Here is a 14,582-nt window from a genome sequence, read left to right on the forward strand (position 1 = left end):
GAAATGGCATACGAAGCAGAAGCTATTACATATAGTCAAAAAATATTTTATTACCTATTGTGCCATGGTGCGCTGAGCGATCTGGATACAGGGGCAAAAGAGCTGTATCGCGCTTATGTAGAGCATGAAGATGTTATGAATCTGGTTAAGAACCAGGCAGAGATTGCTGATTGCAGAATCGAACGTTATGGAACATGTATCTATCTGATGCCGGATATTGATAATAAATATCTGGGGTTTACCAAGGCAGATTTAAAGAAGGAATTGTGTAAATCCGGTGCGACAGACAGAGATTATTATCTGGCACAGTTTGTGATTCTTACACTGATGGTAGAGTTTTATGACGGTCAGGGAAGCACCAGCAAATCAAGGGAATTTCTGAAGCTGGGAGAATTGCAGAATATTATATCGGAACGGTTGAAAGCAGGCTCTGCTTTGGAACAGGAGCGGGAGATAGAAAATACAACTCTTCACAGTGAAATGTATGAAAATATTCTGGATTATAAAAGTATGAGCGAGGCATACGAATCCCTGAGAAGCACAGAGACAAGCAGTCGGTCAAAATATACAAAGGAGGGTTATGTAAGCATTATCTGTAATTTTATGGAGCGGCAAGGTCTAATCCTATTTATTCCGGAGGATGAGATGATCAAGACGACGGCGAAGTTGGATAACATTATGGAATATAAGATTCTTAATAAAGAAAATTACACAAGAATCATGGAGGCACTGGGGGCAACAAATGAGTAAGCTATCAAGGATTCGCATTTTAAATCTGAATTATAACAATAATACCATTAAAATTGATGATGAAACCTTTGACTTGGGCGGTCAGAATACCCTTATCTCTCTCAGAAACGGCGGTGGGAAAAGTGTGTTGGTGCAGATGATTATCAGTCTCTTTGTCAATCGGACGTATCGCGATTTCGCAGACCGACCGTTTAAAAGCTATTTCACGACGAATCGACCGACATTTCTTATGACAGAGTGGCAGTTAGACAATGGTTCAGAGCGTTTTTTAGCCGGGATGATGGTTCGGAAAAATCAAAAAGAAGACAATGATACCGAGGAACTAGAAATATATACATTTACCGGCAGCTATTCTGAAGCATGTAAGTATGACCTTGACAATCTTCCAATTATCAGACAGGACGGCAATAAAAAGATATTGAGAGGCTTCAGTGAGTGCAAAAATCTATTGCAGGATATCAGTAAAAAGGAAGCGGGAGATTTCCGGTTATATGATATGACAAGTCAGTATGGAAGACAACAATATTTCACAACGCTTCGCCAGTATCAAATCAACAATAAAGAATGGGAGAGCATTATTCGCAAAGTGAATCAGAAGGAATCCGGACTTTCGGAGCTGTTTCTGAATGCCAAAGATGAAAAAGGATTGGTGGAAAAATGGTTTTTGCGTCCCATAGAGGAAAAACTGAATCAGGAAGAAAACAAGATTGATAAGTTCAGAAAGCTAACCCTTCAGTTCATCGAGCAATATCGGAGTAACCAATCGAAAATTCAGCGAAAGGGATTGATTGAACGATATTTTGAAGAAATGAAACCACTAAAGCTAGGCATCGACAGGTACGTTCAAACGAATCAGGAGGCAGAAGCTCTTCGGCAGGAGATGATTCTTTATGCGAAGGCGCTCCAAAACGAAGTGAAGAGACTGGAGGAGGAAATCCGAACCGATCAGGAAAAGCTGGAGCAGATAAGAATAGAACAGAATCAGATTATCTATGAACAGCTGTCTTATTTGATTTATCAGCAGGAAGATATAAGAGCAGAGCTGCTGACGAAGCGCAAGGATCAGGAACTGGAAGTAATTCGCCTGTTTGGGGTAAAAAGAAGTCTGCAAAAAAAGCTGACCGCCTGTGATCTGAACCGCCTGTATCAGGAGCTGCAGAATTTCGAGGAGAGAAAAGCAGGCGTAGATGAGAAAATCAAGAAGCTTGTGCAGAGGACAGAGATTTCAAGAGAAAAGATTGAAGCTCTCGGTCATCAGCTGAATACTCTTTACACAGAGAAGGTAAAGGAATTAAGTCTTATAAGGTCAGAGCAGGAAAGCAAGTATGAAGCAGCTGTTCATGAAGAACGAGCACATCTTGATGCGCAGACAAAGAATGAACAGCAATTACGGTTTTTGATTGAGAAGATTGGCCGATTAAAAAACAAAGTCGAAAGCTTTGATGAGACAGAGGAAAGCTTTAATAAGGATTTTCATGCGCATTTAAGCAGAAATATTCTTGGATTCTATGAAGATGGTTTCCTGGATGTCCAGAAAAAAGAGATGTCGGCAGAGCTGCAGGAACAGAAAAATCACCTTGCCAAATCCGCTCTGAAGCTTGATAATGTGGAGCTGTCACTGAAAAAGCTTGTGCAGGAGCTTTCCGAGAAGAATGTGAGGATTCATGATATCATGTATCAGATAAAGGGGACGAAGGATGTCCTTGTTAATCTGGAGCATCAGAAGAATGAACGCCTGAGGATTATGAAGTATGTTGAAATGGATGAAAATAGCATCGACAAAAAGGAACTGCTTCTGGTTCAGCTGGACGGCAAGATTCGGGAACTGGATATTGGCAGGAGCAAACTGCTTCAGGAGATATCTGCGCAGGAAAAACTGCTCCGTCAGCTAAAAGAAGGAAGAACCTTAGAGCTTCCTGAAAATATCAGATCCTATATGAAGCAGAATGGAATTGATATCGTATATGGTATGGAATGGATCGCTAAAAACGGAAGAACCCCTCAGGAAAATGAGGCACTTGTCAAGAAGAATCCATTTTTACCCTATGCAATTTTGATGGAAAGAAATGTATTTGAATGCTTCTGTAAAAACGAGGAAGCGCTTTACACTAGCTTTCCCATTCCCATTATCGTGAAAGAAGATCTGGAATCAATACAGGAGCATACAGATGGAAGGTTTGCGACTTATGGAAATGTTCATTTTTATGTGATGTTCAATAAGCACCTCCTTGATCGTGAGGAATTGAAGCGAATATTGGAAAAAATTCAAGAAGATATCAATGCTTTACAGAAAACAGCGGGCGATAAAGAACAGGATCTGAATATTTACCGCGGATATAAAACATGTATTGCACAGCAGACATTCAGCAGTGAAGGATACCAAAAGGCAGAAGAACAGCTTGCTGAACAAAAAGAAGAAAAACAGCAGGTAGAAAAACGGATCTCCGAAATTCGGCAGGAGCAGGGCCACCTGGAGGAAGAAAAAAACAGCTGGAAAAGCTGCTAGAGGCAGTGAAGCAGACAATTTCCCGGATGGAATCAAGAGAGCATCAGTTTGAAAAATTTTATAAAAAGTATGAAGCGTACGAGATTGATAAAGCAAGTCTTATTCGTCTGGAAAAGGAGCGGGAAGAACTGACGGAGAAGCAAAATCAGTTGGTCATTTTACTGAGCAGTCTGCGTGAACAGAAAGCAGTACTGAAGAATCAGATGAAGGAATATCAGGAACAGATAAAGAAGTTTAGAAGCAAGGCGGCAGAGTATGCTAGCTATGAAAAAATTTCACCTTCGGATAATTTTAAACACCTTTTAGAAATAGATGCCTCTAGGCTAGAAGCGCAATATCGTGCATTGACAGAAGAAATTTCAAAAAATATGCAGGAATTAAAAAATGAACAGCAATGGCTTCAGGAGATGATTGAAAAGAAGAAGGATGATCTGAATCGGAGGAACAATGGAGATCAGATTTCGGAAGAAGAATACAAAAACCTGGTTTATTCCGAAGAACAGTATAATAATTGGAAGGGTCAGCTGAAACAGGCAGAAAAAAACTGGAATCATGCTAATCAGACACAGGCAGAGCTGGAAAAGCAACTTGGCTCCTGTGAAACCAGTATTCTGTTTCATACAGATAATCTGAAAAAACAGACCGGGTTTGAGCAGCCCATTGCGAAAACAGCAATTGTAGATACGGAATTTGAAAAACGTCAGAATTTCAAAAATCATGATTTCCATGTACTCCAAAAGGAGTTAGAGCAATTGCAGAATCGAAATGCAAAATTATCTGCACAGGCTATTTCGGTAGCTGAGTATGCAGATGAAACAATAAGCGCAGAAGATGAAGCAGCGCTGTCAGAAAAAGTGGTTCCTGTGGATATTCAAAATGGAGAACTTGAGGTTATTCAGAACTATCAGAAGGATATGCACAGAAGAATGTCAGAACTTTCCAAAATATTGAGAGATTACAGGATAAGCTTGTCGGATTTGATTCGTACAATTGCCTCCAGAAAAGAATATGCAGATGATTATTTTAGGAAGACATTTGATAGCCTTCTGTCTCAGCTTGACCAACCGGAAAGTCTTTTGAAGCAGTTTGAGATGAATTCACTTGCATATGAAAATCAGCTGGAGAAATTGAAAATCGATCTTGCTCATATTGCTGATGAACAGAAAAATCTGGAAATGATGTTCTTAGAATATGTAGAACAGATCAATGCCAATATCAGTATCATCGATAAAAATTCAACTATTACAGTTCGAGGCAGAAATTTGAAAATGCTTCGGATTCAGGTGCCTGAATGGGAAATTGAGAAAGCACATTTCCGTTTGAAGCTTCATGATTATTTTGAAAATGTTATCAATATGGGAATTGCGACTATTGAAAAGAACGAAAATCTGACAGAATATCTGGGAAAAATAATCACAGTCAGAAATCTGTATGATGAAATTGTTGGTATTCAGAACGTAAAAATCAAGCTTTATAAGATCGAGGCAGAACGTGAAGTTCCAATTTCCTGGTCAGAGGTTTCAGCCAATTCCGGTGGAGAGGGATTTTTGTCAGCATTTATTATTCTGACCTGTTTACTCAGTTATATGAGGCGGGATGAGACAGCTCTCTTTACATCGGGAGAAGATGGAAAGGTGCTGATTATGGACAATCCATTTGCCCAAACGAATGCAGAGCATCTTTTGAAGCCGCTGATTGAGATGGCAAAGAAGACAAATACGCAGTTGATTTGTCTCTCCGGACTTGGCGGAGATTCTATCTATAATCGGTTTGATAATATTTATGTGGTGAAGCTTCTCGAATCCAGCATCCGGAATGGAGTGCAGCGGGTAGAGACTGCACATGTGAAAGGAGAAGAGATAAAGAGACTGGTACTGTCAGATTTCAGAATGGAACAGGTAAATATGTTTGATATTTAGAAAATGCAGCTATGCCTGGATCTTTTCATAAAATTTGTATAATAGAGGAAGATAATACGCAAGATGAACAAGGAGAAATAAAACTATGATAAAAGTGCTTTTTATTTGCCACGGCAGGATTTACCGGGCATGATGAAAAGTCTCATATCGTCTCATAAGCCCCGTTTTTAAGCGTTTTTTGTGCTTCAGTCTCAAATTTACCAAAGATTTACCAATATTTCTGGAGAGCCAGACTTGCAAAAAAATGAGCCAGAATGAGGAGATTAAAACATGAGCGAATTGAAACCAAGAATAACGGAAAACGGAATTGATTATATCCTTGTTGGAGATTACTACATCCCAGACTTGAAGCTGCCGGAAGAACGCCGCCCCATCGGAAAGTATGGACGGATGCACCGGGAATATTTAAGAGAAGTCCACCCAGCCAGATTGAACACATTGATACTGACCGGAGAATTGTGGACATATCTTGCAGACCTGAACGAACAGGCACAGGAACGGTTAGACACTATCATGGAGCAGATGAAAATTGCCGAGGGCGTAACCGAGGAATTAAAGTGTACCCGTCAAATGGAATGGGTGCGGCGGTGCAATAATATCCACAATCGGGCAGAAGAAATTGTTTTGCATGAGATAATTTATTCATAATAGTATGGTGTCAGGATTATGACAAATCAGAGGTTAAAAGGTGCGTTATGTTAAAAAGCATAGGGTTATATTTTAGAAAAATAGATTTTCTGAATTTTGCAATTGGAGCTATAATGCCAATCATTGTATTGTTTATAGTTTATTCATCAGTCAAATCAAATATAATTCTTCAAGATACTGATTTTTTATCACTGTTGATGAATCATAAAGGGAAATTCATATTTTACTTTTTCGTGTCCTTTATTGAAGAAGTTATTTTTAGAGGAATTATTTTTGGGCTGTTGCTGCAAAAATGTAAAAATAAGTATTTGAGTTGCGTAATAGCTGCACTTATTTTTACACTACCACATATTTTTAATACCGATAATATTTCTGTTCTGGTAATGTTTATTTTTCCTTTTCTATATGGAATATTTGCCAATGAAATGTTTTACACTACAAAGAGTATTTGGATGCCCACAGGATTTCATTGGTTATGGAATTATACAATAACAAGTTTGTTTCTTGTTACAGGAACACAAAGTTTCATATATGTACATATCATAGCAGCAATGATTATAATGATACCGTTGTTTTACATTGTTATTGGGAAAACACGCCTAAGTGGCGATTGATAGCTTACAGTTTATCGCTTTATACAACTCCCTTTTCGGAATTGTGTACCCACTGAAAACGAGCCTATAAACATGCATTCACAATGCATAAAAACACGTTCTGGCTATTTCCCACACATTGAAATATACACTTAGATAACGTATAATACGAAATATATTTTGGGGAGGATTATGACCATGAAAAAGAAATTATGCAGTATGGTTTGTCTTTGCTACTTTGTTTCAATTATGTTATGTGCATGTGGAAGAAAAGAACAGGGGAATCCTATTAGATTGCCAGCCAGAGAGGATATTGTATCGATTGGTGTCTCTGACGGTGACAAATATGCTATATCACCTAACACAGAAGGTGAAGCTACGGAGTTTATTGATGAATTTTTATCTATGCTAATGGATATGGAAACAACCAGTCAGCAATCAATCAATGATGCACCGGTCAACAAAGATTCTATTACGATCAATATAAATTGTGATGGGGAGGCAGGAACTACTCTTTTTTACTATGTAGATAAAGGAATCGAATATGTAGAACAGCCATATCAAGGAATTTATAAACCAACGCCTGCTTTAGGTAATTGTATAACTGAAATGCTTGCTTCGGCAGATAATAGACCGCTAATGGTAACATTTCAGGCATCGGTAATTGAAACGAATCATGATTCAATAATAGTAAAACCGGTAGATGGTTCTTTGGAACTTGATTCAGCAGATAAGTTTTATATATCAAACGAAGAGAACCTTGAATTGCAAATTGGAGATTTCGTAGAAATTAGCTATAACGGAGAAATAATGGAATCATATCCTGCACAATTAGGAGAGGTTTATAAAATTACCGTGATAGAACAGACAGAAGCAAATGCCATGTGGGATAGAATACCTATGGTAAGAATAGATGGTAAATTATACTACGATACAGGGAGAGAAAGCATCATGGATGCACGTTGTGGCACTATGGATGGAGAAATAACATCAACTGTCGATGGAACTGAAATACCAACAGAAGATAATCAGTCTAATTTTGGAAGTGGATTTGGTTATCAGTATGGAGCAGACGATACAATAGAAATTTATATGAATGAAAAGTGGTTCGTCTTTGAATACAGAGAAGAATCTGAATGAGAGAATAAACGATAGATAAGTTAAATTAAATTCAAAAGGCTGTCTCAATAAAGGGATAGCCTTTTTCAATTCTCAGCCTAAATTTTCTCAATATTCAGTAGGCAAAATCCAAGATACAGTTGCTCAAATTGCTCGAAAAATTAAAAAATGTATGAATATACACTAAAATTTGGGAAATGAACAGCGGGAACACTTTTCCGAAAAGGGAGTTATACAATATCAACTGAATAACCACAGCACAAACCGCTGCTACATGGAAGCTAACAAACCATGCAACAGCGGTTTTTCTTTATCGTTTTTTCCTCTGGCTGATAGGCGTTCCCATTTTCTTTGACTTTTTGAGAATCCGAATCAGCCAGCGAAATTCTTCGTCTGACAGATTTTTATAGTTGATGCCGAGCTGTTTGCAGTAAAGTACAACGAGCTTTTCATCCCGGCTGCCCTTGAAATTTTCGACCGCTTCCAGATTTTCTTTCAGTTCATCGGCAACGGTGGTCTGGGGCGCACTTTCACTGTCCTTTTTGTGAGCTTCCCGAATATCCCGGATAATGAGATTGAGGTCATCCCGTACCATGTGACTGAAATATTCATCATCACTGATATGGGCAGCTTGCAGCACCTTCAAATGCGGGTCATCTTCGCCGGGGCGATACCGTTCAATGATTTCATGCCGGACGGTATCGACAAGGGCGTTGAGATTCTGAATCTGCATGGTGGCAATCCCATCCACATAAATCTCAATATCCGCAAGAAACTTGATAAAGTCCTTATGGGTGGCAAGTTCGCAGAGCAGACGGTTGTTAATCCTTCCGCTTTTCAGAAGTGCCACCATTTCATCACTCAAATGCAGTTCCCTTAATGGCGTGTTGATCTCAACCATGTTCTCTGTCCGGCAAAAGAGATAATCGAGGGACACCCCATAAAAATCTGCCAGCAGGATAAGGTTGCCATGATTGATTTCCTTATAGTCATCTTTTTCATAACTTCCAAGAGCTGATTTTGAAATACCTGTTTGCTCTGCCAGTTCTTCCAGTTTTAATCTTTTGTTTAATCGTAAATCTTTTAGCCGTTCCTGTATTGTAGTAGCTCCGTTCATTGAAGCAGTTCCCCCTTCTGACAACATTTATAACCGTTGAATTGATTATATCATATCAATTCCGCAATCGTGGAAATTTCTGATTTTTACCCCTAATTCCTACTTTGTGGACATACGGCATAGGGCACAAAAATGTTCTATGATACAGGTAGTTCATCGATGGATTATTCCAATCGAATGACCAGCCTGTGTGGGATATGCTTCCCCGGCGATGTAGTGCCATGACTTTTGGCAGGGATGTGGAGGAACCCTGACCGAAACGAGCATACCAAAGGGAGCGATACGCCGCTGTGAGATTCAGGGGAGGAACGACACCGGGGAGAACTGGCGAACTGACACCGAAATGATACCGAAACACGACAATCTGATAGGGGGATAGTCTACCCTATCACTGATACTTCGGGAGATTTTAAGCGGCTCTATGACCGTAATTTTGCCGAAAATCGCCCCGAAACCATACACAAAAACGGGAGGAAGCGCAATATGCCGAGAATGAGCAAAAAGAGGAAGCATGAGCTTTCCTTTTACCTCAATGACCGGGGGCGTGTCACTTACAACGAATTATGCCGGAAATGCCAGCATGGGTGCAGGCAGAGTTTCCGGGCGGTTGTGGTTGACTGCCCCCGTTATTTATCCAAACGAGCAAAGAAAAAGGAGGAACACACCGAATGAATTTTGAATTTATGACGATAGACACACCATTGCCGCCGTGTATGCCATTTCCCATAGCGTTGACAGGATTTCCAGTCAGCAGCACCGCAAAGGTCATGTACTGCCGGATGCTGGACGCTATGCTATCCAAAGGGCAGGAGGACGAAAACGGAATCCTGTTTGTCTGCTTCCCTGTCACAGCCATTGCCGCAGTCCTGTCCCGCAGCTCCATGACGGTCAAGCGTTCTCTGAATGAACTGGAAACCGCTGGGCTTATCATGCGGGTGCGTCAGGGTGTGGGAGAACCAAACCGGATTTATGTGCTGATACCGGGAAAGGAGGACGCTGCCCTTGCCTGAGACCTCAAAGCTGGAAAAACTCAACTGGGAGCTGGAGAAAAGCGAAAAGAAACTGCGGAAAGCCATCAATGATGAAAAGGCATTGCAGTACCAGTTAAAGCAGCTTACCCGAAAGGAACGAACGCACCGGCTCTGTACCCGTGGCGGTATGCTGGAAAGTTTTCTGCAAGAGCCGGAACGCCTGACAGATGATGATGTCATGCTGTTGTTGAAACTCATTTTTCACAGGCAGGACACGCAGGAACTATTGAAAAAACTGCTGGAACGGGAGAAGCCGGAAACCCCTTAGTTTACTAAGGGCGCAATTATACACCACCCAGAAGTTGGTGCATTGCGTTCTCCGAAGGCTCCTCGCCGGAGGGCTGTGATTTTCCGCAGTCATGGTCTGCTCCAAATCATACAGGGGACGCTACGCTTCCCCTGCGCTGGCTACCACCAGCTACCCTTTTGTGGACTTGCCATCTGGGGACACCTTGCGTTGCAAGCTGTTCCCAGGCGACAAGTTTTACAAAATCTCTCTGTACTTTGAGGGTCGAATAAAGTATAATGAAGTCAATGAGAAATCGGAAGTTGGAGGTATTCACTATGAAAAAGATTATAACCGTAACGCTTTGCATTGTGCTGGTTCTTCTCTTTGCCGGATGCGGAAAGAACGGTGATACATCAAAAGTGGAAATTGATTATGGAGCATCTTCCGTTTATTCAAAAGAAGAAATAGATTCTGCCATTGAGATTATAAAAAAGCAGTTCGCTTCGTTTGAGGGCTGTGAATTGCATAGCCTTTCTTATATGCCGGATGAAGAATGCAACAATGCAGATAACATTGAATGGATGAACGATTTAAGAACGGATGATAATAAAGAAGCCTTTACGCAATGTATTGCATTTGAAAGCAGTTTTCGTTCGCCGAAAAAAGGTGGCGGTGCATGGGAGGCTAACGAAGAATACACTTGGTCATGGTGGCTTGCACGGAGTGAAGGTGGAGAATGGAATCTGATGACTTGGGGTTATTGATAAGAGTAGAAAATTCTAAGTTATGGAGGTATATATTATGAGAGTAATGATTTCAATCATTCTTATGGTAATTGCGGCGGTGGTCGGTTTTTTCTTTGGTGCTGGAATGAACGAAGCAATGGGTGGAGCAATACTACTTTCAATGATTACAGGTTTTGCTTGCACCATTAGTGCTATTGAAAAGAACAAGAAGGACTGACAACTTCAAGTTTGCCACTCACACATCGGGTCAACTTGCTCCCGAACTTTTACAACTAAATATCCGCCGCCCACAAAGCGGCACACCAAGCAGGAAATCTGAAAAAGGTTGCCTGCTTTTTTTCTGCCCAAAATGAGGTGGTAAAACGCCATCCCATCCATAAATCAAGGAAAGGAGGGACACGAAATGCCCTGTCCACACAACGAAATTTCTATTGTGCAGCGAAGCCAACTGCAGTCTGCGGTTGCCGCCGCTGCTTACCAAAGCGGCGAAAAGCTGTTCTGTGAATACGACCAGCAAGTGAAGCACTACTCGGAAAAGCGTGGTATCGTCCACAATGAAATCCTGTTTCCGGCAAATGCCCCACCGGAGTATGCAGACCGCAATACCCTATGGAACGCCGCCGAAGCGGTGGAGAAGCAATGGAACTCCCAGCTTGCAAGGCGGTGGGTGCTTACCATCCCCAAAGAGATACCGCCCGACCAGTATGCTGTCCTTGTCCGGGAGTTTTGTGAACAGCAGTTTGTTTCCAAAGGGATGATTGTTGACTTTGCCATCCATGACCCCCACCCGCCGGGACACAATCCCCACGCCCATGTCCTGCTGACCATGCGGGCAATGGACGAACATGGGAAATGGCTTCCCAAGAGCCGCAAGGTTTATGACATTGATGAAAACGGGGAACGGATAAAGCTGCCGTCCGGCAGGTGGAAAAGCCATAAGGAGAATACGGTGGACTGGAACGACCAGAAGTATTGTGAAATCTGGCGGCATGAATGGGAGGTTATCCAGAACCGCTATCTGGAAGCCAATAACCGCCCGGAGCGTGTGGACTTGCGTTCCTATGCCAGACAGGGGCTTGATATAGTCCCCACTGTCCATGAGGGGGCTGCTGTCCGGCAGATGGAAAAGCGTGGAATCCAGACGAATATCGGCAACCTGAACCGGGAAATCAAAGCCGCCAACAGTTTAATGCAGTCCATCCGGCAGCTCATCCACAACCTCAAAGGCTGGATTACCGAGCTGGGAGAAAAACGGAAGGAACTGCTTGCACAAAAGGAGGCGGAGGAAGCGACACTTCTTCCCAATCTGCTGATGAAATATATGGAGATACGAAAGGAAGAACGGAAGGACTGGACGAGGGCTGGGCAGAACCGGGGGACTTCCAAAGACTTAAAGGCAGTCAGCGAAGCCCTGTACTATCTCCGGCAAAAGGGGCTTTCCACTGTGGAGGACTTAGAAGCGTTTCTGGAATCTTCCGGGAAATCAGCCGCAGATTACCGCAATCAGATGAAGCCAAAGGAAGCCCGGAGCAAAGTGATTGACGGGATTCTTGCCAGCCGGACAGACTGCAAGGAATGTAAGGCTGTCTATGAGAAGTACCAGAAGATATTTTTTAAGAAAACAAAGGAGAAATTCAAACAGGAACACCCGGAGGTTGCCCGGTATGAGAAAGCCGTTGACTACCTTGCCAAGCACCCGGACGATAAGGATAAAACGAAAAATGAGTTGCAACAGGAGCAGGAAACGCTTCTCAGCGAAATCGCAGAGCTGAAAGTACCACTGACCGAGGTACAGGAGGATTTGAAGAAGCTGCGGGACATCCGCTACTGGGTACGGAAAGCCACACCCGGCACAGAGGAAAGCAAAGAGCCGCCCAAGAAGCAGCCCATCAAAGAAGTCTTGCAGGATAAGGCAGACGAGAAAAAAGCACAAAGAACAGCCCAGGCACAGACGAAACACAGACAACAGGATATGGAACTTTAACAGGCACTTGCCATTTTCAATCAGAGAATGTCAGGTGCTTTTCTTTTTTTCAAGGAGGGATAGATTTGAATGTATTTGAAGCTGTGAAGCAGTCCGTCACAACAAGACAGGCTGCGGAGCATTATGGAATCCATGTAGGTCGGAACGGGATGGCTTGCTGCCCGTTCCATAATGATAAAACCCCAAGCATGAAGCTGGATCGGCGTTACCACTGCTTCGGCTGCGGTGCGGATGGGGATGTGATTGATTTTGTCGCCGCCCTGTATGGGCTGGGAAAGAAAGAAGCCGCCGTACAACTGGCAAATGACTTCGGGCTTTCTTATGAGGACTGGAAGCCGCCGGGAAAGGTAAAAAAGCCCAAGCCCCGGCAGAAATCCCCGGAGGAACAGTTTCAGGAAGCAAAGAACCGCTGCTTCCGTATTCTTGCCGATTATCTCCACTTGCTTATGGCATGGAGAACGGACTACGCCCCACACTCCCCGGAGGAAGCCTTTCATCCCCGGTTTGTGGAAGCCTTACAGAAGCAAGCCCATGTGGAATATCAGCTGGATGTGCTGCTGTTCGGGGAAACAGAGGAAAAAGCGGCTTTGATTACGGACTACGGAAAGGATGTGATACAGCTTGAACAGCGAATGGCAGAGCTTGCCGCCACAGACGCAGCAGGAACTAAAAAACACCATGAACGCCATGCAGCCGCCCCAGAGCGTTGAGGAAATCAAGGCGGGGCTGGAAACCACCGAGAAAGGCGGTGTCCGTCAGAGCATACGGAACTGCCTGACCGTATTCCAGCGTGATCCGCTGCTTTCCGGAGCTATCGCATACAACATCCTGACCGACCGCAAGGACATCATAAAGCCCATCGGCTTCCACAGGGAAAGCACCGCCTTAAACGATACGGACATGAAGTATCTGCTTCTCTATCTGGAAGAAACCTACGGGCTTACCAATGAGAAAAAGATTGATAACGCCATCGGAATTGTGGCGAATGAAAACAAGTATCATCCCATCCGGGATTATTTAAGTTCCCTTGTGTGGGACGGAAAGGAACGAATCCGCTTCTGCCTGCGGCACTTTCTGGGGGCTGACGCAGATGATTACACCTATGAAGCGTTGAAGCTGTTTCTGATGGGCGCTATCTCACGAGCCTTTCAGCCGGGGTGCAAGTTTGAAATCATGCTCTGTCTGGTAGGCGGTCAGGGGGCTGGCAAGTCCACTTTCTTCCGTCTGCTGGCAGTCCGGGACGAGTGGTTCTCCGATGATTTGCGGAAGCTGGACGATGACAATGTGTACCGCAAGCTGCAAGGTCATTGGATTATTGAAATGTCGGAAATGATGGCAACCGCCAACGCCAAGAGCATTGAGGAAATCAAGTCGTTTTTAAGCCGGCAGAAAGAGGTTTACAAGATACCCTATGAAACCCACCCGGCAGACCGTCTCCGTCAGTGCGTGTTTGGCGGCACTTCCAATGCCCTTGACTTCCTGCCCCTTGACCGTTCCGGCAACCGCCGCTTTATCCCGGTCATGGTGTACCCGGAGCAGGCGGAGGTTCACATTTTGGAGGACGAAGCCGCTTCCAGAGCCTATATCGAGCAGATGTGGGCAGAAGCTATGGAGATTTACCGAAGCGGCAGGTTCAAGCTGGCTTTCAGCCCCACCATGCAGCGGTATCTCAAAGAACACCAGCGGGATTTTATGCCGGAGGACACCAAAGCCGGAATGATACAGGCGTATCTTGATAAGTACACCGGGAGCATGGTCTGTTCCAAGCAGCTTTACAAGGAAGCCTTGAACCACACCTTTGACGAGCCGAAGCAATGGGAAATCCGGGAAATCAACGAGATTATGAACCAGTGCATTACCGGCTGGCGGTACTTCCCGAACCCAAGAATGTTTTCCGAATATGGCAGACAAAAGGGCTGGGAGCGTGAAAACCCGGCAAC

At 43.3% G+C, this 14,582-nt stretch carries 15 protein-coding genes; 14 read left to right on the forward strand and 1 reads right to left on the reverse strand.

From position 1 onward, the window contains the following. Window positions 1–3 precede the first annotated feature (3 nt). The 6 genes from GPK49_RS10485 (at window position 4) to GPK49_RS10510 (ending at window position 7,556) form a co-directional block, all read left to right on the forward strand. Complete coding sequence (locus tag GPK49_RS10485; RefSeq protein WP_215677769.1) at window positions 4–750, forward strand: DUF6063 family protein; 747 nt, start codon at window positions 4–6, stop codon at window positions 748–750. Further along, the gene (locus tag GPK49_RS10490) at window positions 743–3,256 is read left to right on the forward strand and encodes a hypothetical protein (RefSeq protein ID WP_215677771.1); all 2,514 of its coding nucleotides are present in this window, start codon (window positions 743–745) and stop codon (window positions 3,254–3,256) included. Before GPK49_RS10485 ends, GPK49_RS10490 begins: the two co-directional genes overlap by 8 nt. A gap of 5 nt (window positions 3,257–3,261) precedes the next feature. Beyond that, window positions 3,262–5,175, forward strand: coding sequence for a hypothetical protein (locus GPK49_RS10495; RefSeq protein ID WP_215677773.1), 1,914 nt, complete (start codon window positions 3,262–3,264; stop codon window positions 5,173–5,175). A 270-nt stretch (window positions 5,176–5,445) separates the two neighbouring features. After that, window positions 5,446–5,823 (forward strand): TnpV protein, encoded by a 378-nt coding sequence (locus GPK49_RS10500; protein ID WP_118632984.1) that lies wholly within the window; start codon window positions 5,446–5,448, stop codon window positions 5,821–5,823. A 47-nt stretch (window positions 5,824–5,870) separates the two neighbouring features. Continuing rightward, window positions 5,871–6,437 carry a CPBP family intramembrane glutamic endopeptidase gene (locus GPK49_RS10505; RefSeq protein WP_044952171.1) on the forward strand — a complete coding sequence of 189 codons (567 nt, stop codon included), beginning with the start codon at window positions 5,871–5,873 and terminating at the stop codon, window positions 6,435–6,437. A 177-nt stretch (window positions 6,438–6,614) separates the two neighbouring features. Further along, window positions 6,615–7,556 (forward strand): DUF5301 domain-containing protein, encoded by a 942-nt coding sequence (locus GPK49_RS10510; protein ID WP_020994023.1) that lies wholly within the window; start codon window positions 6,615–6,617, stop codon window positions 7,554–7,556. A gap of 289 nt (window positions 7,557–7,845) precedes the next feature. Here GPK49_RS10510 and GPK49_RS10520 read toward each other — a convergent pair whose 3' ends face one another. Continuing rightward, window positions 7,846–8,652 (reverse strand): helix-turn-helix domain-containing protein, encoded by an 807-nt coding sequence (locus GPK49_RS10520; protein ID WP_118670461.1) that lies wholly within the window; start codon window positions 8,650–8,652, stop codon window positions 7,846–7,848. Between the two features lie 483 nt (window positions 8,653–9,135). Here GPK49_RS10520 and GPK49_RS10525 point away from each other — a divergent pair, with 483 nt between their 5' ends. The 8 genes from GPK49_RS10525 to GPK49_RS10560 form a co-directional block, all read left to right on the forward strand. Then, window positions 9,136–9,324, forward strand: coding sequence for a hypothetical protein (locus GPK49_RS10525; protein WP_002592123.1), 189 nt, complete (start codon window positions 9,136–9,138; stop codon window positions 9,322–9,324). Beyond that, window positions 9,321–9,662, forward strand: coding sequence for a DeoR family transcriptional regulator (locus GPK49_RS10530; protein WP_002592122.1), 342 nt, complete (start codon window positions 9,321–9,323; stop codon window positions 9,660–9,662). Before GPK49_RS10525 ends, GPK49_RS10530 begins: the two co-directional genes overlap by 4 nt. Continuing rightward, complete coding sequence (locus GPK49_RS10535; RefSeq protein ID WP_002592121.1) at window positions 9,655–9,951, forward strand: DUF3847 domain-containing protein; 297 nt, start codon at window positions 9,655–9,657, stop codon at window positions 9,949–9,951. Before GPK49_RS10530 ends, GPK49_RS10535 begins: the two co-directional genes overlap by 8 nt. A gap of 296 nt (window positions 9,952–10,247) precedes the next feature. Then, window positions 10,248–10,676 carry a hypothetical protein gene (locus GPK49_RS10540; protein ID WP_024739829.1) on the forward strand — a complete coding sequence of 143 codons (429 nt, stop codon included), beginning with the start codon at window positions 10,248–10,250 and terminating at the stop codon, window positions 10,674–10,676. A gap of 37 nt (window positions 10,677–10,713) precedes the next feature. Next, the gene (locus GPK49_RS10545; RefSeq protein WP_172754431.1) at window positions 10,714–10,875 is read left to right on the forward strand and encodes a hypothetical protein; all 162 of its coding nucleotides are present in this window, start codon (window positions 10,714–10,716) and stop codon (window positions 10,873–10,875) included. A 186-nt stretch (window positions 10,876–11,061) separates the two neighbouring features. Further along, window positions 11,062–12,642 carry a MobQ family relaxase gene (mobQ, locus tag GPK49_RS10550; RefSeq protein ID WP_215677775.1) on the forward strand — a complete coding sequence of 527 codons (1,581 nt, stop codon included), beginning with the start codon at window positions 11,062–11,064 and terminating at the stop codon, window positions 12,640–12,642. Between the two features lie 65 nt (window positions 12,643–12,707). Then, window positions 12,708–13,352, forward strand: a complete 645-nt coding sequence (locus tag GPK49_RS10555) for a CHC2 zinc finger domain-containing protein (protein WP_215677777.1) — start codon at window positions 12,708–12,710, stop codon at window positions 13,350–13,352. Further along, window positions 13,330–14,582, forward strand: a 1,253-nt coding sequence (locus GPK49_RS10560; RefSeq protein ID WP_444876956.1) for a VapE domain-containing protein, incomplete at its 3' end; no start/stop codon positions are given. The genes GPK49_RS10555 and GPK49_RS10560, both read left to right, overlap by 23 nt.

It is taken from the genome of Clostridium sp. MCC345, from assembly GCF_018785345.1.
In the GTDB taxonomy this organism is placed as follows: domain Bacteria; phylum Bacillota; class Clostridia; order Lachnospirales; family Anaerotignaceae; genus Anaerotignum_A; species Anaerotignum_A faecicola.